22 protein-coding genes are annotated in these 18,957 nt (G+C 54.9%); 11 read left to right on the top strand and 11 right to left on the bottom strand.

Going from position 1 to position 18,957, the window contains the following annotated elements; genetic code table 11:
- Positions 1-33: 33 nt before the first annotated feature.
- Positions 34-1,131 carry an alpha/beta hydrolase gene (locus BAR1_RS17430; protein ID WP_118944205.1) on the top strand — a complete coding sequence of 366 codons (1,098 nt, stop codon included), beginning with the start codon at positions 34-36 and terminating at the stop codon, positions 1,129-1,131.
- Here BAR1_RS17430 and BAR1_RS17425 read toward each other — a convergent pair.
- From BAR1_RS17425 to BAR1_RS17415, 3 genes are read right to left on the bottom strand one after another with little or no spacing between them, the layout of a single operon-like run.
- Positions 1,128-1,718 (bottom strand): Smr/MutS family protein, encoded by a 591-nt coding sequence (locus tag BAR1_RS17425; protein WP_228408621.1) that lies wholly within the window; start codon positions 1,716-1,718, stop codon positions 1,128-1,130. The genes BAR1_RS17430 and BAR1_RS17425 overlap by 4 nt on opposite strands.
- On the bottom strand, positions 1,715-2,710 hold the full coding sequence (gene mltA / locus BAR1_RS17420; RefSeq protein WP_228408618.1) for a murein transglycosylase A: 996 nt from the start codon (positions 2,708-2,710) through the stop codon (positions 1,715-1,717). The genes BAR1_RS17425 and mltA overlap by 4 nt, the downstream gene beginning before the upstream one ends.
- 41 nt (positions 2,711-2,751) lie before the next feature.
- Positions 2,752-3,414 (bottom strand): Tim44/TimA family putative adaptor protein, encoded by a 663-nt coding sequence (locus BAR1_RS17415; protein ID WP_118944203.1) that lies wholly within the window; start codon positions 3,412-3,414, stop codon positions 2,752-2,754.
- A 108-nt stretch (positions 3,415-3,522) separates the two neighbouring features.
- Between BAR1_RS17415 and BAR1_RS17410 the strand changes: the two genes are divergently transcribed.
- Together BAR1_RS17410 and secB are read left to right on the top strand one after the other, a co-directional pair.
- Positions 3,523-3,990 carry an FxsA family protein gene (locus BAR1_RS17410; RefSeq protein WP_118944202.1) on the top strand — a complete coding sequence of 156 codons (468 nt, stop codon included), beginning with the start codon at positions 3,523-3,525 and terminating at the stop codon, positions 3,988-3,990.
- Between the two features lie 59 nt (positions 3,991-4,049).
- Positions 4,050-4,541, top strand: a complete 492-nt coding sequence (gene secB / locus BAR1_RS17405; RefSeq protein ID WP_118944201.1) for a protein-export chaperone SecB — start codon at positions 4,050-4,052, stop codon at positions 4,539-4,541.
- On the opposite strand, the gene dnaQ is transcribed toward secB, so the two are convergent.
- From dnaQ to BAR1_RS17385, 4 genes are read right to left on the bottom strand one after another with little or no spacing between them, the layout of a single operon-like run.
- Entirely contained in the window at positions 4,538-5,227 is a 690-nt protein-coding gene (dnaQ, locus tag BAR1_RS17400; RefSeq protein WP_118944200.1) for a DNA polymerase III subunit epsilon, read from the bottom strand. The genes secB and dnaQ overlap by 4 nt on opposite strands.
- Positions 5,220-5,807 carry a dephospho-CoA kinase gene (gene coaE, locus BAR1_RS17395; RefSeq protein WP_118944199.1) on the bottom strand — a complete coding sequence of 196 codons (588 nt, stop codon included), beginning with the start codon at positions 5,805-5,807 and terminating at the stop codon, positions 5,220-5,222. The genes dnaQ and coaE overlap by 8 nt, the downstream gene beginning before the upstream one ends.
- On the bottom strand, positions 5,804-6,640 hold the full coding sequence (locus tag BAR1_RS17390; RefSeq protein ID WP_118944198.1) for a shikimate dehydrogenase: 837 nt from the start codon (positions 6,638-6,640) through the stop codon (positions 5,804-5,806). Before BAR1_RS17390 ends, coaE begins: the two co-directional genes overlap by 4 nt.
- Positions 6,637-7,236: a Maf family protein gene (locus BAR1_RS17385; RefSeq protein WP_118944197.1), complete on the bottom strand. Its 600-nt coding sequence runs from the start codon at positions 7,234-7,236 to the stop codon at positions 6,637-6,639. The genes BAR1_RS17390 and BAR1_RS17385 overlap by 4 nt, the downstream gene beginning before the upstream one ends.
- 374 nt (positions 7,237-7,610) lie before the next feature.
- Between BAR1_RS17385 and hemJ the strand changes: the two genes are divergently transcribed.
- The 7 genes from hemJ to BAR1_RS17350 all read left to right on the top strand — a co-directional run bounded on the left by hemJ (position 7,611) and on the right by BAR1_RS17350 (position 14,997).
- Positions 7,611-8,072, top strand: a complete 462-nt coding sequence (hemJ, locus tag BAR1_RS17380; RefSeq protein ID WP_118944196.1) for a protoporphyrinogen oxidase HemJ — start codon at positions 7,611-7,613, stop codon at positions 8,070-8,072.
- Positions 8,073-8,192: 120 nt separating this feature from the next.
- Positions 8,193-9,464 carry a transcription termination factor Rho gene (gene rho, locus BAR1_RS17375; RefSeq protein ID WP_118944195.1) on the top strand — a complete coding sequence of 424 codons (1,272 nt, stop codon included), beginning with the start codon at positions 8,193-8,195 and terminating at the stop codon, positions 9,462-9,464.
- 33 nt (positions 9,465-9,497) lie between these two features.
- Positions 9,498-10,787, top strand: a complete 1,290-nt coding sequence (mnmE, locus tag BAR1_RS17370) for a tRNA uridine-5-carboxymethylaminomethyl(34) synthesis GTPase MnmE (RefSeq protein ID WP_118944194.1) — start codon at positions 9,498-9,500, stop codon at positions 10,785-10,787.
- A gap of 3 nt (positions 10,788-10,790) precedes the next feature.
- Positions 10,791-12,668 (top strand): tRNA uridine-5-carboxymethylaminomethyl(34) synthesis enzyme MnmG, encoded by a 1,878-nt coding sequence (gene mnmG / locus BAR1_RS17365; RefSeq protein WP_194295011.1) that lies wholly within the window; start codon positions 10,791-10,793, stop codon positions 12,666-12,668.
- Between the two features lie 5 nt (positions 12,669-12,673).
- Positions 12,674-13,297, top strand: coding sequence for a 16S rRNA (guanine(527)-N(7))-methyltransferase RsmG (gene rsmG, locus BAR1_RS17360; RefSeq protein WP_118944193.1), 624 nt, complete (start codon positions 12,674-12,676; stop codon positions 13,295-13,297).
- Positions 13,290-14,111, top strand: a complete 822-nt coding sequence (locus tag BAR1_RS17355; protein WP_118944192.1) for a ParA family protein — start codon at positions 13,290-13,292, stop codon at positions 14,109-14,111. Before rsmG ends, BAR1_RS17355 begins: the two co-directional genes overlap by 8 nt.
- Position 14,112: 1 nt before the next feature.
- Entirely contained in the window at positions 14,113-14,997 is an 885-nt protein-coding gene (locus BAR1_RS17350) for a ParB/RepB/Spo0J family partition protein (protein WP_118944191.1), read from the top strand.
- Here BAR1_RS17350 and BAR1_RS17345 read toward each other — a convergent pair.
- Genes BAR1_RS17345 through rph form a run of 4 tightly spaced genes read right to left on the bottom strand, consistent with a single transcriptional unit; the run spans position 14,987 to position 17,818 of the window.
- Positions 14,987-15,340, bottom strand: a complete 354-nt coding sequence (locus BAR1_RS17345; protein ID WP_118944190.1) for a YbaN family protein — start codon at positions 15,338-15,340, stop codon at positions 14,987-14,989. The two genes, BAR1_RS17350 and BAR1_RS17345, sit on opposite strands and share 11 nt — an antisense overlap.
- Positions 15,341-15,344: 4 nt before the next feature.
- The gene (gene hemW, locus BAR1_RS17340) at positions 15,345-16,535 is read right to left on the bottom strand and encodes a radical SAM family heme chaperone HemW (RefSeq protein ID WP_118944189.1); all 1,191 of its coding nucleotides are present in this window, start codon (positions 16,533-16,535) and stop codon (positions 15,345-15,347) included.
- Positions 16,498-17,106, bottom strand: a complete 609-nt coding sequence (rdgB, locus tag BAR1_RS17335; RefSeq protein ID WP_118944188.1) for an RdgB/HAM1 family non-canonical purine NTP pyrophosphatase — start codon at positions 17,104-17,106, stop codon at positions 16,498-16,500. The genes hemW and rdgB overlap by 38 nt, the downstream gene beginning before the upstream one ends.
- 1 nt (position 17,107) lies before the next feature.
- Positions 17,108-17,818, bottom strand: coding sequence for a ribonuclease PH (gene rph, locus BAR1_RS17330; RefSeq protein WP_118944187.1), 711 nt, complete (start codon positions 17,816-17,818; stop codon positions 17,108-17,110).
- 72 nt (positions 17,819-17,890) lie between these two features.
- On the opposite strand from rph, the gene hrcA reads away from it, so the two are divergent.
- Positions 17,891-18,949 (top strand): heat-inducible transcriptional repressor HrcA, encoded by a 1,059-nt coding sequence (gene hrcA / locus BAR1_RS17325; protein WP_118944186.1) that lies wholly within the window; start codon positions 17,891-17,893, stop codon positions 18,947-18,949.
- The last annotated feature ends 8 nt before the right edge of the window (positions 18,950-18,957 follow it).

Genomic DNA, 18,957 nt, shown 5'->3' with positions numbered 1-18,957 from the left:
GGTCTGAAAACCCTTCAACCTTTCGGGGAAAATATGCGGATAGTACCACTTCTGTTTCTGGTCCTGGTGGCTGCTTGTACGCCACGTGGCCTGATCACCATTTACCCCGACGCTGAAAAGATTGGTGCGCTGCAAAGCATTTTTGTAGCCACAACACGTGCGCAGACGGTTGATGGTAAATTTATTAGCCGCCGCTCGCCTGTGGTTTCCTATCTGCACTACAACATTTCCATTCCACCGGCCCACAATCCGGGCGAAATCAACTGGCCGACCCTACCGCCCGATCCGCAAAAGGATTTTCTGGTTACCAAAGAGGACCGCTTTCAATCCTCGTCGCAATTTGTATCTGCCTTGTCCAGATCCCTGCGCGCCCGCAAGCAATCGCAACGCGAAGTGGTGATTTTTGTGCATGGATTCAACAACAATTTTGCCGAAGGCCTGTACCGCATGGCCCAGCTTTCGCATGATTTTGACCTTGCACAGCCGACAATACATTATTCATGGCCCAGCGCCGGCAATCCGTTGGGTTACGGATATGACCGTGACAGTATGCTTTTTGCCCGTGACGGGCTGGAAGAACTGATCAAGGCTGTTGATCGCGCGGGCGCCAAGGATATTTTGCTGGTCGGTCATTCAATGGGCGCTTTGCTGGTTATGGAGACCTTACGGCAAATTTCAATCGAGAACCCGAACGAGGCAAGCCGCCTGATAAACGGGGTGGCGTTGCTTTCACCCGATATTGATGTTGAATTGTTCAAACAGCAGACACGACGGATTGGCCGTTTGCCTGATCCCTTTGTGATATTCACTTCACGCAAGGATCGTGCCCTGCGCCTGTCGGCACGGCTGACAGGACAAAAGGCGCGGCTGGGAAATGTAGATGATGCACGTCTTCTGGCAGACCTGAAGGTAACGCTGGTGGATGTATCGGAATTCTCGACCGGTGCCGCCGGTCACTTTACCACCGCCAAATCCCCCGCCCTGATCCGGATTTTTGCCAGTCTGCCCGGAATCGATGCTGCCTTTAGGCGTGACAGATCGGGGCGATCCGGTCTTTTGCCGGGAACGGTTCTGGTGGTGCAAAAGGCAACCGAGATTATCCTGCTGCCGGTTTCAACAAAAACACCCTAACGCGAACGCCTAAGATAAACGTAATAAGCCCCGTCACCGCCGTGTTTCAAATGCGCTGGCGTGATTTGCAGAACCATCACCGCCAGCGGGGCCGAGGTCAGCCAATGCGGCACTTGCCGCCGCAACACCCCGCGGTGTTCGGGCATGGGGCCGGTGCCGGTGGCTTCGCGTTTTCCTTTGCCGGTGATCACCAGAACCAGCCGTTTCCCCTGCGCATAGGACGATTGGATAAACCCGTTCAGCGCCGGATGGGCGCGGGCCATTGTCATGCCGTGCAGGTCAATCCGCGCCTCGATCCCCAGTTTACCGCGTTTCATTTTGCCATAGGCCTTGCGGTCCATCTGCACCGGCGCGTTGCGCAAATGATCCGTGATATGCGGGGCCAGATCATGCGATGGCGGGGCCACACGCGCATCCTGCCCGATGCGAAAATCCTGCACGCGGGGTTTGGCGGGTTTACCGTTGATGCGCTCAACCGCCTGCTTTACCGGATGTGTCCGTTCGGGATGCATCGGCACCGATTGCGCCGCCACCCTTTGCCACAACTCGCGTTCATCCGGGCGCAATCCACGGGGCTTTCTGCTCACTCTTCGCCCTCCGGCACCAAAGCGAATGCCGTCTGGATCGGTAGCAAAACCACCATCCGCCCGGGGTCGCGCACCCGTCCGGCCATGCGGCCTGCATCATCGCCGGTTCCAAAGAAAATGTCGGCGCGTTGCGCGCCTTTGATTGCTGATCCGGTGTCCTGCGCCACCATCAAACGGCGCAGTGCCTCGGATCCTTCTTTTTCCAGCCAAACCGGTGCACCCAGCGGAGTATAACGCGGATCGACCGCCAGCGTACGCAGTGTCGTGACTGATCGGTTCATCGCCCCGATTGGTCCTTTTTCGGGGGGTACTTTGGTAACTTTGCGGAAAAACACAAAGGACGGATTATGCCGCAACAGTTCGGCCCCCTGCATAGGATTGCGCCGCACCCAGTTCTGGATCACTTGCGCCGAGACCTGATGTTTGGAATACACCCCGCGCCGGATCAGTTCCTGCCCGATCGAGCGGTAATTGCGTCCGTTCGATCCGCCATAACCGACACGCATCATCTGCCCGTTGGTCAGGCGTATCCGGCCCGAGCCTTGAATTTGCAGAAAGAAAACCTCGACCGGATCATCGACCCAACATAGTTCCAGACCACGCCCGCTTAAGGCATCGGTCTCCTCGATCTCGCGACGGGTCAACCACGGTTGGCCGTCCTGAATTTCGGGGGGTTTACGATAAAGCGGATAGCGATAGCGCGGGGTCGGAGTAAGCGAGCCGTTCAGCTCGGGCTCGAAATAGCCGGTAAACAGCGCCGGTTTACCATCCTCGACCAAAACAGGGCGAAAAAACATTTCGAAATAGGTTTTCGCACTGGGACGGGTTTTGGCCAGACGGCATAACGACGACCAATCGCCGCGTTTTAACTGTGAGCAGGTTTCAAGAAAAGTGGTCAACGCGGCGGCATGATCATCATCATGCCAGCCCGCCAGATCATTGAATTGCAACAGCTTGTATTCGGCCGCAGGGGCATCGGTGGGATGGGTCATGACCATCGCCGCCAATACCGCAAACGTCCGAAACACACGTCTCATCCCCCGGTTGCCACCAGTTTCCAGTTCGGGTCATCCGACCCCATTGTGCGGGCAAAGGTCCAAATATCTTTCTGACGCTTCACTTCATTTTTGCCACCTTCGACAATATCGCCGGCACGGTCACGCACGGTTGAATTCAATTCACCAACGAATTTCACGGTAACTTCGCCCAGTCTGGTCGATTCATCAAATTCCGCATCCACCAGCGATATTTCCCGAACTCCGATGAAATTCGCCTCGACTGTCAGCCCCTTTGCCTCGCGGGCATCGACCACTTCGGAAAAAGCCTCGAAAACATCTTCGGACAGGAAGGGCACGATTGAATCCAGCTGACCACGTTCAAAGGCCATCAGGATCATTTCATAAGCGCCGCGCGCGCCTTGCAGGAATTCGCTGACCGAAAAGCTGGGGTCGGCCTTTTTCATCGCCGCCAGCGCTTTGGCCGCATCGCTGCCTTCTTCTACGTGGTCGGTAATATCGCGATCAGGCCCGCCTTCGATCACTTCCAGTTGCGGGCGTGAATTACGGGGCAGACTATCAGACGCCTGTGTCGGGGGTTTCTCGAACCCCTCGCGCGTGCCCAGAACGCTTTTCAGCTTGATAATCAGGAATAGGGCAATTCCGGCCAAAACAAGTAGTTGGATCGTGGGGCTGTTCATCAAAACCTCTATTCAGACAGAAAACATGGAAACCAGATGTGTTCGCCCTTATGTAAGGGCTGGGTGCCCGCAAGTCTACTGCACCCTTAACGTCTATATGAGGATGCCATGTGGTTATTTCTACTGTTTGTCGCAGTTCCGCTGATTGAAATTGCACTATTTATCAAAGTTGGCGGGTTTCTGAGCCTTTGGCCAACCCTTGGCATCGTTGTTGCCACTGCTTTTCTGGGCACCTGGCTGGTCCGCACCCAAGGGGTGGCGGCGATGAACCGTTTGCGGGGGTCCTTTTCGCAATTACAGGATCCGACCCAGCCACTGGCAGATGGCGCGATGATCCTGTTTGCCGGCGCGTTGTTGCTGACACCGGGGTTTTTCACCGATGCCATCGGATTTTTGCTGTTGTTCCCGCCGTTCCGTGCAGCGGCGTTTCGATACTTCAAAAAGCGCGTGAAAGTGCAGACATTCACCACCGGAACCCCCCCACCCCACCAACCGCGCCAGCCGGACAACGTAATTGACGGTGATTTCATCGAAATTAATCCAAATGACAAGCCTTCAGGCTGGACCAAGGATTGAGGACCGTTAACGGACCTGCTAAACCACCCGCGACGTAAATTCCTTTCAGGAGAGTTAATATGGCCGAAACCGGCAATGGTGCCCAAGCAGAAGCACCCCAAATCAAAATGCAAATTCTGGCGCAGTTCATCAAAGACCTGTCTTTTGAAAACGCTGTCGCCCAGAAAGGTGTCGAAGGCGAGGTTCAGCCCGACATTCAGGTTCAGGTCAATCTGGACGCCAAGAAACGCGGCGTGGATAACCAGTATGAAGTGATCAGCAAATTCAACATCACTTCGAAAAACAAATCCGGTGGTGAACCGCTGTTCCTACTGGAACTGGAATACGGCGGCATATTCCAGATCGAAAATGTGCCAGAAGACCAGTTGCACCCGTTCTTGCTGATCGAATGCCCGCGGATGCTGTTCCCTTACGTTCGCCGGATCGTTAGCGATGTGACCCGTGACGGTGGCTTCCCGCCGCTGAATCTGGAAAACATCGACTTTTTGGCACTGTATCGTTCGGAACTGTCCCGTCGCGCCGAAAGCGAGCAACCTCAGGGCACTGCCTAGCCTTTAACCCAAAGCGCGCCGTCGCCCATGTCTTTGACAAAAGCATCATGGGCGGCGGCTTCTTCTTTTGTCAGTTTCGGGGCCAAAGCGTTTGGCCGCGGGCGTGGCCGCCAATCGCTGCCAACATCTGTTCCGTCCGAATTTCTGGCCGTGCTGGACAATTCCAGCCCCGATTGCCGCCCCCCCAGCAATTCCAGATAAACCTCGGCCAGAATTTCCGAGTCCAGCAATGCGCCGTGCAGGGTGCGCGACGAATTATCAATCGCAAAACGACGGCAAAGCGCATCCAGTGACGCCTGCGCGCCGGGGAATTTTTTGCGGGCCAGCGCCAGCGTATCCAGCGCCTGCTCCATCGGAATCAGCGGAAAGTTGATCCAGCCCAATTCGGCATTCAGGAATTTCATATCAAATGCGGCGTTGTGGATCACCAGACGGGAATCCCCGATGAAATCCATGAAATCCTGCGCGATTTGTTTAAATACCGGCTTATCCGACAGAAATTCATCCCCCAATCCGTGCACCTTGAAGGCATCTTCGGGCATGGAGCGTTCGGGATTTATATACTGGTGATATGTATTGCCGGTTGGCATGTGGTTGAACAGTTCCACTGCCCCGATTTCGACAATCCGGTCGCCCTGTTCCGGTTTGAAACCTGTGGTTTCCGTATCCAGCACGATTTCACGCATTTATCTGCTCCAACACCGATTTAACCTGCGCCCGCGCATCGGCAAGCGAGGTTGTTTCAATCACATAATCCGCCCGTGCGCGTTTTTCGGCATCAGGCAATTGTTTGTCCAGTATAGTTTGAAACTGCGCCTCGCTCATACCCGCACGCTCCAGAACCCTCTGGCGCTGGATTTCCGGCGGGGCGGAAACCACCACGACGGCATCCATCATTTCATTGGCACCGGTTTCAAACAGCAAAGGGATGTCCAGCAGCACCACATCGGCATCGGCATTATCAATAAACGCGGCGCGATCGGCGGCGACCAGCGGGTGAACCACCTGTTCAATCCGGCGCAGCGCATCGGGATCACTGGCAATCCATTGTTTCAAGGCATCGCGGCGAACTATACCGCCCTGCACCGCATCGGGATAAAGCGCGCGGATAGGTTCAACCGCGGCACCATTCACATCATACAACCGGTGCACCGCCGCATCCGCATCCCACACTGGCACGCCAAAATCGGCGAACATTGCAGCCGTGGTGGATTTCCCCATGCCGATAGAGCCGGTCAGACCGATAAGGAACGGCTTGCCGCTCATCCCGCCAGCACCGCGTTGCGCAAATCATCATCCACTTCGGGGCGTTCGCCAAACCAGCGTTCAAACCCCGGAACCGCCTGATGCAGCAACATGCCCAGACCATCGACGGTGACACAGCCCTTTTCCCGCGCTTTGACCAGAAAGGCTGTATCCAGAGGCGCATATACCAGATCGGTCACAACCGCCTTTGGTGACAAAGCATCCAGCGGCACACGGAATTCAGGCTTGCCCATCATGCCCAGCGAGGTGGTGTTCACCACCGTTGCCGCGCCTTCCATCATGTTTCCGGCTTTCACCCAGTCGAAAACCTTCACTCTGGCCCCGAATTCCCGTTTCAATATGTCCGCGCGATTGCGGGTGCGGTTGGACAGGCGGATTTCCTTGACCCCGACCTCGAGCAATGACGCCACCACGGCACGACAGGCCCCGCCTGCCCCGATCACCGCCGCCGGTCCCGCCAATGGATCCCAGCCCGGCGCCCCGTGTCGCAGGTTTTCGATGAACCCGTATCCATCGGTATTATCCGCATGGATTTTGCCATCCTTGCGGAAAATCAGCGTATTCGCCGCCCCGATCAGGGCTGCGCGGTCCGTTACGATATCGGCTAGGTCCAGCACGGTTTCCTTGTGCGGGATCGTCACATTCACCCCGACAAACCCCATCAAAGGCAAGGTGCGGATCACCTCGGCAAGATCATCTTGTGCCACGTCCATCGGGATGTAATACCCGTCAATCCCGTAGCGTTTCAGCCAATGCCCGTGCAACACCGGTGATTTGCTGTGCGCAACCGGAGACCCGATCACGCCAGCCAATGGAATTCTGTGGTCACTCATGTTTCCAATACCCCTCGCGTTGAAAGATACGACAACAATTCCAGCAAAGGCAGCCCCAGAACGACAAAATAATCACCTGTGATCTTTGCGAACAGGCGCGCGCCTTCTTCTTCCAGTTTATAACCGCCGACGGAATGGCGGATGCTGTCCCAGTTGCGCAACAGGTAACTGTCCAGATAGGCATCGGAAAAATCGCGCATCTGCAACCGGACTTCACCCATATGACGCCAAACAGGTTTGCCGTGATGATAGATCACAGCGGCAGAAAACAGCCGGTGTTCCTGACCACGCAAGGCCTGCAACTGTTCCTTTGCCTCCGCCTGATCAACAGGTTTTGCCAATATCCGACCGCCAAAATCCAGCACCTGATCACAACCGATCACCAGCGCATCCGACTCTTTCATCGCCACCTTCCGCGCTTTGAATTCGGCCAAAGCATCGGCAACATCCCGTGGCCGGGCACCTTCGGCCTGCATGGACTCGCGAATTATTACCTCGTCAATCCGTGCCACCACTGTATCAAACACCACACCGGCATTACGCAGCAATGTCTGGCGGATGTCCGACTTCGAGGCCAGAATAATTCGATCACTCATCGGCATATCCCTGTGGGTAACTCGTGGGGTTAAAACTGTGCGGGCCAAGGGATAACCCCGAAGCGCCGCGTGGCGGTTGATAACAAGGCAGTTACCCACCTATTCACCACAGTTGCCCACGGTGGAAAAGGATAAATATCTGCTGTGGGTAAACCGGCATCAAAGATTTTATCCATAGAACAGGCAATCCGGACATCCCTGTATTTGCGCCCCAATCGGATTCAATCCACCTGTTTATCAACAGTTTTCCAACCTGCGGATAATCCGGCAGATAACAATTTAATCCACAGAAACCGTTCACCCAACAAAAACATCATCTTTTCTTTTCTATATATATATTATTAGAAAGGCCCACCAAGGTGTGAGGAAAACCCATGTGGGATATGATAACGGATATACTTAGCGATTATTATCTCTGGACCAAAACCCTACATATCATTTCGGTGATTACATGGATGGCCGGAATATTCTATCTGCCCCGTCTGTTCGTCTATCACACAGAATCCGTAAAAACCGGATCGGAAACGGATACGCTGTTTCAAACGATGGAACAAAAGCTGCTTCATGTGATCATGCGCCCTGCGATGTATTCGACATGGACCTTCGGCCTGCTGCTTGTCTTCACACCCGGGATTGTCGATTGGTTGGAAATCTGGCCCTGGGTAAAAGCGGCGTCAGTGCTGACCATGACATGGTTCCATTTCTGGCTGGCTGCGCGCCGTATTGATTTTACCGAGGGGCGCAACAGCAGAACCGGTAAACAATTCCGCATGATGAACGAAGTGCCAACGCTGTTGATGTTCCTGATCGTGTTTTCCGTGGTGCTGAAATACTAGCTATTGTTGACTCCTGCATCACACATCCTTATTTAGCCCGTAACCCCGCCGTCCGGTGGGTGGTTTTTCACATTATAAAATGACCGCGCGCCAGTGTTTGGCGCCCAAGGATTCGTTCCCATGACCCAAGAAACCCTGAACCTTGCCGATCTGAAGGCAAAAACACCCAAAGACCTGCTGGAAAATGCAGAAGAACTGGAAATCGAAAACGCTTCGACCATGCGCAAAGGTGAGATCATGTTCTCGATCCTGAAAGAGCGGGCCGAGGAAGGTTGGGAAATTTCCGGCGACGGCGTGCTGGAAGTGCTACAAGACGGGTTTGGATTTCTGCGCTCGACCGAGGCTAACTATCTGCCCGGTCCTGACGATATTTATGTTTCCCCCGAAATGATCCGCCAGTTGTCGCTGCGTACCGGCGACACGATCGAAGGCGTGATCCGCGCACCTGACGATAGCGAGCGTTATTTCGCGATGACCAAAGTGACCAAGATCAACTTCGAGGAACCCGAGAAGAACAAGCATAAAATCAACTTTGACAATCTGACCCCGCTTTATCCGGACGAACGGTTCAATCTGGAACTGGAAGATCCCACCGTCAAAGACAAATCCGCCCGTATCATTGATCTGGTCGCGCCCATCGGTAAGGGACAGCGTTGCCTGATCGTAGCCCCGCCCCGCACCGGTAAAACGGTTTTGCTGCAAAACATCGCGACCTCGATCGCGGCGAACCATCCGGAATGCTACCTGATCGTGCTGCTGATTGACGAACGCCCAGAAGAAGTAACCGACATGCAGCGCAGCGTTAAGGGCGAGGTTGTGTCCTCGACCTTTGACGAACCCGCCTCGCGTCACGTTGCCGTTTCCGAAATGGTGATCGAAAAGGCCAAGCGTCTGGTCGAACATAAACGCGACGTTGTGATCCTGCTGGATTCAATCACCCGTCTGGGCCGCGCCTTTAATACGGTTGTGCCCTCGTCCGGCAAGGTCCTGACCGGCGGTGTTGATGCAAACGCCCTACAGCGCCCCAAACGCTTTTTCGGCGCTGCACGCAACATCGAGGAAGGTGGCTCGCTTACTATCATCTCAACCGCACTGATTGATACCGGCAGCCGGATGGACGAAGTGATCTTTGAAGAATTCAAAGGCACGGGTAACTCGGAAATCGTGCTGGACCGCAAGGTGGCCGATAAACGCGTGTTCCCGGCGATGGACATCCTGAAATCCGGCACCCGGAAAGAGGAACTGCTGGTCAACGCAAAAGACTTGCAAAAAACCTATGTCCTGCGTCGTATCCTGAACCCGATGGGCACCACAGATGCAATCGAATTCCTGATGTCGAAGCTGAAGCAAACCAAGTCAAACGCGGAATTCTTCGATTCAATGAACACTTAACTTTTTGTTTAATAACAAATAGTTGGATGAAAAATGAGCACGATTTACGCCCTGGCAACGGCGCATGGGAAATCCGGCGTGGCCGTCATACGGCTGTCCGGTCCCCGCGCGCTGGACGCGGCGAAAACCCTTGCGGGATCGTTGCCTGAACCGCGTGTCGCTGGCCTGCGGTTGCTCAAGGATTCCGACGGTGTATTGCTGGATCAGGCGCTGGTTCTGACGTTCATGGCGGGTCACAGTTTCACCGGTGAAGACGTGGCCGAACTGCACCTGCATGGTGGCCCTGCCACCATCAAAGCAGTTCTGCAAACGCTGGGCGATATCGACGGGTTGCGCATGGCCGAGCCGGGCGAATTCACCCGCCGCGCCTTGGAAAACGGCTGTCTGGATCTGGCCCAGATTGAAGGGCTGTCCGACCTGCTCGAAGCCGAAACCGAGGCCCAACGCAAACAGGCGTTGCGGGTGTTTTCAGGCGCGCTGGGCGACAAGGCCGAAAGCTGGCGCAGCCAGTTGATCCGTGCCGCCGCCCTGCTGGAAGCGACGATAGATTTCGCCGACGAAGATGTGCCGGTTGATGTCACGCCCGGGGTTTCCGACCTGCTGGACTCGGTCACAGCCGCGCTTAACGTCGAGGCCAGCGGCGTGCAGATTTCCGAACGAATCCGCGACGGATTCGAGGTCGCTATCGTGGGCGCGCCCAACGTCGGCAAGTCGTCATTGCTGAACCGTCTGGCGGGTCGTGACGCGGCGATTACCTCGGAAATTGCCGGCACCACCCGCGATGTGATCGAGGTGCGGATGGATCTGAACGGCCTGCCCGTCACCATTCTGGACACCGCCGGCCTGCGGGAAACAGACGACACGGTCGAAGGGATAGGTATTGAGCGCGCGTTGGAGCGGGCCGGAAACGCCGATCTGCGGGTATTCCTCTATGATACGGAGCCGCTGAACCTGCCTTTGCAGGCGGAAAAGGATGACATCATACTGCACAGCAAGGCGGATTTATACGATGGTGAGGCCGATTCCATATCAGGGAAAACCGGTCAGGGCCTGTCCGAACTGACCAACCGCATCACCGAAATCCTGCAAAACCGCGCCGCCGGGGCCAGCACCGCGATCCGCGAACGGCATAGAACCGCCATTCTGACTGCCCTCGCCGCATTGGAATCAGCGAAAACCGAGCTGGAATATGGTATAGATCGTTCCGAACTGGCCGCCGAAGAACTGCGCACCGCCATCCGCGCCCTTGATTCATTGGTTGGTCGTGTTGATGTAGAACACATACTGGACGAAATATTCGCCAGTTTTTGCTTGGGTAAATAAGGAATGTTTCACGTGAAACATCGGAACTTTGATGTAATCGTCGTTGGCGGAGGCCACGCTGGCAGCGATGCCGCCCACGCCGCGGCCCGTATGGGCGCGCAAACGGCGCTGATTACCCTGTCAAAATCCGGTATCGGCGTGATGTCCTGTAATCCGGCAATTGGCGGTTTGGGCAAAGGCCACCTTGTCCGCGAAATAGACGCGCTGGATGGCGTAATGGGCCGTGTGGCGGACAAGGCGGGCATCCAGTTTCGCCTGTTAAACCGTCGCAAAGGACCTGCCGTTCAAGGGCCGCGCGCACAAGCAGACAGGAAAATCTATCGCCAAACGATACTGTCCGAGATCGAGGCGCAAGAAAACCTGCAAATCATCGAGGGCGAAGTGACCGACCTATTGATGAATAATGCCGTAATTACAGGCGTTTCCCTTGCAGATGGCTCTGAAATTGCCGCCCCTTCTGTTATTCTGACCACCGGTACTTTTCTGCGCGGCATCATCCATATCGGTGACGTTTCCCGCCCTGGCGGACGTATGGGCGACAAGCCGTCAGTCAAGCTGGCCGAGCGTTTGGACAGTTTCGACCTTGCCCTTGGCCGTCTGAAAACAGGTACCCCGCCCCGTTTGGACGGGCGCACAATCAATTGGGATATTCTGGAAAGCCAGCCGGGTGACGATGATCCCGTGATGTTTTCCTTTCTGTCGGATCGGCCAGCCGTGCGGCAGGTTTCCTGCGGGATTACCCATACGAATGAGGGTACGCACGACATTATCCGTGAAAATCTTGACAAATCAGCGATGTATGGCGGACGTATCGACGGGGTTGGCCCGCGCTATTGCCCCTCGATCGAAGATAAGATCGTGCGTTTTTCCGACAAAATCTCGCATCAAATCTTTCTGGAGCCTGAAGGGCTGGACGATCACACGGTTTATCCTAATGGAATCTCGACATCTTTGCCAGAATCCGTGCAGGAGGATTACGTCCATTCCATTGTCGGCCTTGAGAATACAAAGATCCTGCAACCGGGCTATGCGATTGAATATGACTATATTGATCCCCGCGCCCTTGGCCCGACTTTGGAAGTAAAGAACGTGCCTGGTCTATATCTTGCGGGTCAGATCAACGGAACCACAGGATATGAGGAAGCTGCGGCGCAAGGATTGGTCGCTGGTCTGAATGCCGCGCGCAACGCAATAGATGGTGAACCTGTGCTGTTCAGCCGTTCTGATTCTTATATCGGGGTGATGATTGACGACCTGATCACACGGGGCGTGTCAGAACCCTACCGCATGTTTACATCTCGCGCGGAATTTCGGCTTTCTTTGCGGGCCGATAATGCGGACCAGCGTCTAACCCCCAAGGGTATAGAGGCGGGATGTGTTGGCGAGGTTCGGAAAAAATCGTTTGAAAACAAAATGAACGCGATGAACAAGGCGCTATCAAGCCTAAAAGAAATGACATTCACGCCCAAAGAAGTTGCAGCACAGGGGGTCAAGATCAACCAGGATGGCAAACGGCGGGATGGCTATGCACTGCTGGCCTTTCAGGATGTGAATTTCCCCGATCTGGTGAAAATGCGCCCAGAGCTGGGATCAGTTGCGTCCGAGATTGGCGAACAAATCAAACGGCAGGCCACTTATGCACATTATATTGTGCGGCAGGGTAAAGATGTCGAAGCCATCAAGCGTGACGAAGCGCATAGTATTCCGCCAAATTTCGATTATTCGGCTGTAATCGGATTATCGAATGAATTGCAGTCAAAACTGAAAACCGTGCGGCCAGCCACCTTGGGGCAAGCCGGGCGTATTGATGGAATGACGCCAGCGGCTCTGACGCTGATCTTGGCTGTGCAGAAACAAGCTAACAGAAAGAAAAAGGCCTGAGACGCATGGATTACCGTGATGAGTTTCAGGCCGACTTCAATGTTTCACGTGAAACAATGGCCCTGCTGGATGATTACGCCGCTTTACTGAGAAAATGGAATCCGGCGATTAATCTGGTATCAAAAAGCACAATCAATGCCCTTTGGCAGCGCCATTTCCACGATTCGGCACAGATTTACCAGTTTCAGCCGGAAAACCCATGTCATTGGGCCGATCTGGGCAGCGGTGGTGGATTTCCGGCGTTGGTTTTGGCTGCGATGGCAAAAGAGGATTCGCCTGAATCCCGGTTTACCCTGGTTGAAAGTGATCTTAGGAAATGCACTTTCTTGCGCACGGTTATCCGTGATCTTGGACTGAATACCACTGTAATTACAGCAAGAATCGAGGAAACCGCTGGACTGAATGCAGATATTTTGACCGCGCGCGCGCTGGCATCCCTGGACAAGTTGCTGGAATTTGCAAATCTGCATCTAAGCCCGACAGGCATTGCTATTTTTCCAAAAGGAGACAGGTTTCAGGCGGAAATCGCCCAGGCAAAGGCGAATTGGCACTTTGATCTAGAGGAAATTCCCAGTAGAACGAATCCTACCGGCGCAATTCTGAAAATTGGAGGCATATCGCGTGTCTGATCTGACCCGCCCCAAGGGGCCACGCATTATCGCAATCGCAAACCAGAAAGGCGGAGTCGGGAAAACCACGACCACGATAAATCTGGGGTCAGCTTTAGCTGCCGAAGGTTTCAATGTGCTTCTGGTGGATCTTGATCCGCAGGGAAATGCCTCGACAGGTTTGGGAATTGAAAACGAACAGCGCGACTATAATACCTACGACTTGTTAATAGGTGATGTCCCAATACAAGATATTGTGCAAGAATCAGAGGTTGAGGGTTTGTTGATTGTTCCGGCAACGACGGACCTCAGTTCGGCAGATATTGAATTACTGTCGAATGAAAAGCGCAGTTTCCTTTTGCATAAGGCATTGCGTCAACCGGACATAGACAAACTTGGCCTTGATTTTATCCTGATTGATTGCCCCCCTTCCCTGAACCTTTTGACTGTAAACGCGATGGTTTCGGCCCATTCCGTTTTGGTGCCGTTACAAAGCGAATTTTTTGCGCTGGAAGGTCTATCGCAACTGGTTCTGTCTGTGCGCGAGGTTCGGCAGACCGCAAATGAAAATTTGCGGATCGAAGGGATTGTGTTGACGATGTATGACAGCCGCAATCGCTTGTCGCAGCAGGTGGAAAAAGACGCGCGCGATAATCTGGGCGAGCTGGTGTTCAAAACCATAATTCCGCGCAATGTGCGTGTGTCCGAAGCGCCGTCATTCGGGATGCCGGTGATCGAATATGATCCGATGTCAAAAGGCGCGATGGCCTATGTTGAACTGGCGCATGAGCTGGCGCGGAAAAACACCGTAACCCCAAGCAGAAAAGGAAGCTGAGATGGCGAGCAAAAGACATGAACGGCGCGGTTTGGGGCGCGGGCTTTCGGCGCTGATGTCGGACGTGGCGGCGGATACGGCACCGGCATCTGAAGGCGGGTCAGCAGTGCGGGCCGAACAGGTTGTTCCGATCGAAAAGATTGCCCCGAATCCGGACCAGCCACGGCGTGATTTTCCGACGCAGGATATGGATGATCTGGTAGCGTCAATTAAGGAAAAAGGTGTTATCCAGCCTTTAATTGTTCGATTAAAATCAATAGGTTACGAGATTGTTGCGGGCGAAAGGCGCTGGCGTGCCGCGCAAATGGCCAAGCTGCATGAACTGCCGGTTATTATACGTGATTACACCGATACCGAAGTGCTGGAAATCGCGATTATCGAGAATATCCAGCGTGCCGATCTGAATCCGGTGGAAGAGGCGGCTGGTTATCAGCAGTTGATGGATAAATTCGGCCACACACAGGAAAAGCTGGCCGCTGCTTTGGGTAAAAGCCGCAGTCATATCGCCAATCTGATGCGTCTGTTGCAACTGCCCAAAGAGGTGCTGGATTTGCTGAAAGAAGGCAAGCTGACTGCCGGTCATGCGCGGGCGCTGATCACCACAGAAAACCCCATTGCGCTGGCCCGGCAGGTGGTGAAACAGGGGCTATCGGTTCGCGAAACCGAGCGACTGGCGAAGGGGCCGACAACCCGACCGGAAAAGGTGAAATTGCAGCCTGTGAAAGATGCGGATACCCGTGCGCTGGAGGGGGATTTGTCTGCCAATCTGGGGATGAAGGTTTCAGTTGATCACAGGGCTGGCAAGGAATCGGGCAAGCTGACCATCAGTTATAAAACGCTCGAGGAGTTGGACGACCTGTGCCGCTTGCTTTCGGCTACGACGTAGGGCGCGTCCAAATATACAGCAGAACACCGGATAAAACGACGCCTTGAATGGCAATGATATAGGCCTTCAGGCCAATGATGAACGGGATCGCAAAGGCGACAAGGATTGACGCGGTTGCGTAAATTTTGACCCGTTTGCTCATCCCGCCGTTTTCGCGCCACTCACGGATCCAAGGGCCAAAAACAGCGTGATCCAGCATCCAGTCGTGCAGCCTGTCGGACGATTTGGAAAAGAAAAACGCCGAAAGCAGCACCAGCGGTACCGTAGGCAACAGCGGTAGAAAGGCACCGATGATGCCTAACGCAAGCGAGGCAAGGCCAAGCAGTAACCAAACCAGTTTCATGCGCTTACTCCGTTAACAGTTCTTTGATGATGGCATTCAGAACGGGGCGGCCCTGCGGGGTGGCAATCAGACGGTCATTTTGTAGGTTAACAAGGCCGTAGTCAGATAACATATTGATACTATAAGTATTTAATTGTTTACCCGCCAGATTTTCATATCGCAACAGGTCTATCCCGTCCGTCACGCGCAGCCCCATCATCAGATATTCGTCCGCGCGTTCATTCGGACTCTGGGCGTGACGTGGCAGTTCTCCGTTGCCGGATTTCAGAACGGATTCCAGCCAGAGTTGCGGCGACTTCGGGCATTCTGTGGCATAGCGAACCCCGTTCAAAGTCAGCCGCCCATGCGCCCCCGGGCCGATCCCGGCGTAATCGCCTGCCTGCCAGTAGATCAGGTTGTGGTGTGATTGCGAACCGGCTTTGGCGTGGTTCGATATTTCGTAGGCCTCAAAACCGGCAGCCGAGGTCAATTCCTGCGTCAATTCATACATATCCGCCGCCAGATCTTCTTGCGGCAGGCCGTGCAAACCACCGGCGGCATGGCGGGCGCCAAAGGCGGTGCCGGATTCGATGGTCAGTTGATAAAGCGACAGGTGGTCAGCGGCCATATTTAATGCTTCGGTCAGTTCCGCGCGCCATTCAGGCAAAGATTGGTCCTGACGTGCATAGATCAGGTCGAAATTGATCCGCTCAAACAGGTTGGCAGCGGTGTCAAAGGCGGCGCGGGCCTCGGCCACGGTATGCAAACGGCCAAGGCGGCGCAGATCGGGATCATTCAACGCCTGAATGCCAATAGAAACGCGGTTCACACCGGCGTCTTTGTAACCGGCAAAGCGGCTGGCCTCGACCGAGGTCGGGTTGGCCTCAAGCGTGATTTCAATGTCGTTGCCAAGCGTCCAGCATTCCCGCACCTTCGTCAGGATGGCATCCACGGTTTCGGGTAACATCAGGCTGGGCGTGCCGCCGCCGAAAAACACGCTTTTTAGCGGTTTAGAGCCTGTTTCTGCCGCGATACGGCCAATTTCGGAAACATAGGCCTGGGCCCATTTCTGCTGGTCTATTTCCGCCGCTACATGGGAATTGAAGTCGCAATAGGGGCATTTTGACTGACAAAACGGCCAGTGGATATAGAGGCCAAAGCCCCCCTGCTGCCAATCCTCAGGCAAAACAGCCCTGAACCAGTTTGGCGAATGCATCGGCACGGTGGCTGATGGCCTTTTTGTCCGTGGGGTCCATTTCGCCAAAGGTTAGATCATGGCCGTTGGGCAGGAATATCGGATCAAACCCGAAACCGTTTTTCCCACGCATCGGCCAAACCAGCCGCCCTTCAACGCGACCTTCGAAGATTTCGTCGTGACCATCCGGCCATGCCAGACATAGGGTGCAGTTAAAGGCGGCTGTGCGAGGCTCGGGGGCGGTTTTGCTTTCCAGCAAATCCCAGACCTTTTTCATCGCCATCGGAAAATCGCGTCCCGTCGGGGTTTCGGCCCAATCGGCAGTATAAACCCCCGGCGCACCGTCCAGCGCGTCAACCGTGATGCCGCTGTCATCGGACAAGGCAGGTAAACCGCTGGCTTTGGCTGCAAAATGCGCCTTGATACGGGCGTTGCCGGCGAATGTGTCTTCGGTTTCCTCGGGTTCTTCCAGCCCCAGTTCGCCCGCGGATGTCACCGAAATCCCAAAAGGTTTCAGCAACTCGGCAATCTCCACCAGTTTCCCGGTGTTATGCGTGGCGATCACCAACCTATCCCCGTCAAACCGGCGCATATCAGGCAACTGCCGCCTGTTGCGCGGCCATCAGTTCGGCAACACCCTTGTCGGCCAGATCCAGCAGAGTATTCATCTGGTCACGGGAATAGGTTGATCCCTCGGCCGACATCTGCACTTCGATCATCTGACCGTTGCCCAGCAGAACAAAGTTCCCGTCCACGCCCGCTTCGGAATCCTCGGGGTAATCCAGATCCAGCACCGGCTGGCCCGCGTAAATGCCACAGCTAACGGCGGCAACCGGATCAACCAGCGGATCGGATATAACATCGCCCGCTTTCATCAGTTTGTTCACCGCCAACCGCAGCGCCACCCAACCGCCGGTGATCGAGGCACAGCGCGTACCGCCGTCGGCCTGAATCACATCGCAATCCACAGTGATCTGACGTTCGCCCAAAGCCACCCGATCGACACCGGCGCGCAAGGACCGGCCAATCAGACGCTGGATTTCCTGTGTGCGTCCGGATTGCCCGTTCTTGGCCTCGCGGCGCATCCGGGTGTTGGTGGCGCGGGGCAACATGCCGTATTCCGCCGTGACCCATCCCAGACCGGACCCCTTCAAAAACCGCGGCACGCCGGGGTCGATCGTGGCGGTGCACAACACATGGGTATCGCCGCATTTTATCAGGCAGGATCCTTCGGCGTGTTTTGTTATGCCGGTCTCGATTGAAATCGGGCGCATTTCGTCTACATTTCTACCAGAGGGGCGCATGGTGTGTCCTTTATATATAAGCTATGCTGAGATACCTGTGCTAACAGCGCAAAAGCAACCTGAAAGTGCCCGATGAGTGATGGCAGCGAAATATTTGCCGAAATGAACGCCCGCAGTCGCGAGGTGTTCCGGCTGGTGGTGGAAAGCTATCTGGAAACGGGTGGCCCGATTGGCTCGCGCACGCTTACCCGTTCGTTAAGCGAAAAGGTAAGTGCAGCGACCATTCGCAATGTGATGCAGGATCTGGAACATCTGGGCCTGCTGGATTCACCGCATGTGTCGGCGGGGCGTATCCCGACGCAACATGGCTTGCGGATGTTTGTGGATGGATTGCTGGAAGTGGGCGATTTGCAATCGGACGACCGCCAGAAAATCGACGCAACAGTGGGCGAGGCAAGCGATGTGAATTCCCTGCTGGACCGTGTTGGCTCGGCCTTGTCCGGCATGACCCATGGCGCATCACTGGTTCTGGCCCCCAAACACGAAGCCCCGATCAAGCACATTGAATTTGTCAGCCTTGCTCCCGATCGCGCCCTTGTGGTGTTGGTGTTCGCTGATGGCAACGTGGAAAACCGCGTTTTTACCCCGCCGGTCGGTCAAACCCCGTCTTCCCTGCGCGAGGCGGCGAATTTCCTGAACGCCTTGGCCGAGGGGCGCACCCTGTCGGAATTGCGCCAGACCATCGGGCAGGAAATTCAGAACCGGCGTCAGGAGATTGACAGTCTTGCCCGCGCGCTGGTCGAAAGCGGCTTTGCCCTGTGGGACAATGACGATGACAACTATGAACGTCTGATCGTTCGCGGGCGTTCAAACCTGCTGGATGATTCCGAATCTGTTGATCTGGAACGCATCCGTTCCCTGTTTGACGATCTGGAACGCAAACGCGACATCGCCGAATTTCTGGAATTGACCGAAGAAGGCGAAGGTGTGCGCATTTTTATTGGCTCCGAGAACAAATTATTCTCACTTTCGGGTTCATCTTTGGTCGTTTCCCCTTATATGAACTCTGACCGAAAGATTATCGGTGCGGTCGGGGTCATTGGCCCTACGCGTCTGAATTACGGGCGGATCGTACCGATTGTCGATTACACAGCGCAACTGGTTGGAAAACTGATTTCGGATCAGGGCTAAGGAAAAGA

Origin of the sequence: Profundibacter amoris, assembly GCF_003544895.1 — a bacterium.
Classification (GTDB): Bacteria; Pseudomonadota; Alphaproteobacteria; order Rhodobacterales; family Rhodobacteraceae; genus Profundibacter; species Profundibacter amoris.
This window is presented reverse-complemented; position numbering and strand designations above follow the sequence as displayed.

Coding starts and splice junctions, on each gene's coding strand:
- BAR1_RS17345 (WP_118944190.1), bottom strand. CDS start 15,340: ATGAAACTGGTTTGGTTACTGCTTGGCCTTGCCTCGCTTGCGTTAGGC.
- rph (WP_118944187.1), bottom strand. CDS start 17,818: ATGCGCCCCTCTGGTAGAAATGTAGACGAAATGCGCCCGATTTCAATC.
- hemJ (WP_118944196.1), top strand. CDS start 7,611: ATGTGGGATATGATAACGGATATACTTAGCGATTATTATCTCTGGACC.
- hrcA (WP_118944186.1), top strand. CDS start 17,891: ATGAGTGATGGCAGCGAAATATTTGCCGAAATGAACGCCCGCAGTCGC.
- mltA (WP_228408618.1), bottom strand. CDS start 2,710: ATGACCCATCCCACCGATGCCCCTGCGGCCGAATACAAGCTGTTGCAA.
- rdgB (WP_118944188.1), bottom strand. CDS start 17,106: ATGCGCCGGTTTGACGGGGATAGGTTGGTGATCGCCACGCATAACACC.
- BAR1_RS17385 (WP_118944197.1), bottom strand. CDS start 7,236: ATGAGTGATCGAATTATTCTGGCCTCGAAGTCGGACATCCGCCAGACA.
- coaE (WP_118944199.1), bottom strand. CDS start 5,807: ATGAGCGGCAAGCCGTTCCTTATCGGTCTGACCGGCTCTATCGGCATG.
- BAR1_RS17410 (WP_118944202.1), top strand. CDS start 3,523: ATGTGGTTATTTCTACTGTTTGTCGCAGTTCCGCTGATTGAAATTGCA.
- BAR1_RS17390 (WP_118944198.1), bottom strand. CDS start 6,640: ATGAGTGACCACAGAATTCCATTGGCTGGCGTGATCGGGTCTCCGGTT.
- BAR1_RS17430 (WP_118944205.1), top strand. CDS start 34: ATGCGGATAGTACCACTTCTGTTTCTGGTCCTGGTGGCTGCTTGTACG.
- mnmG (WP_194295011.1), top strand. CDS start 10,791: ATGTTTCACGTGAAACATCGGAACTTTGATGTAATCGTCGTTGGCGGA.
- BAR1_RS17350 (WP_118944191.1), top strand. CDS start 14,113: ATGGCGAGCAAAAGACATGAACGGCGCGGTTTGGGGCGCGGGCTTTCG.
- mnmE (WP_118944194.1), top strand. CDS start 9,498: ATGAGCACGATTTACGCCCTGGCAACGGCGCATGGGAAATCCGGCGTG.
- hemW (WP_118944189.1), bottom strand. CDS start 16,535: ATGCATTCGCCAAACTGGTTCAGGGCTGTTTTGCCTGAGGATTGGCAG.
- BAR1_RS17415 (WP_118944203.1), bottom strand. CDS start 3,414: ATGAACAGCCCCACGATCCAACTACTTGTTTTGGCCGGAATTGCCCTA.
- rsmG (WP_118944193.1), top strand. CDS start 12,674: ATGGATTACCGTGATGAGTTTCAGGCCGACTTCAATGTTTCACGTGAA.
- secB (WP_118944201.1), top strand. CDS start 4,050: ATGGCCGAAACCGGCAATGGTGCCCAAGCAGAAGCACCCCAAATCAAA.
- dnaQ (WP_118944200.1), bottom strand. CDS start 5,227: ATGCGTGAAATCGTGCTGGATACGGAAACCACAGGTTTCAAACCGGAA.
- rho (WP_118944195.1), top strand. CDS start 8,193: ATGACCCAAGAAACCCTGAACCTTGCCGATCTGAAGGCAAAAACACCC.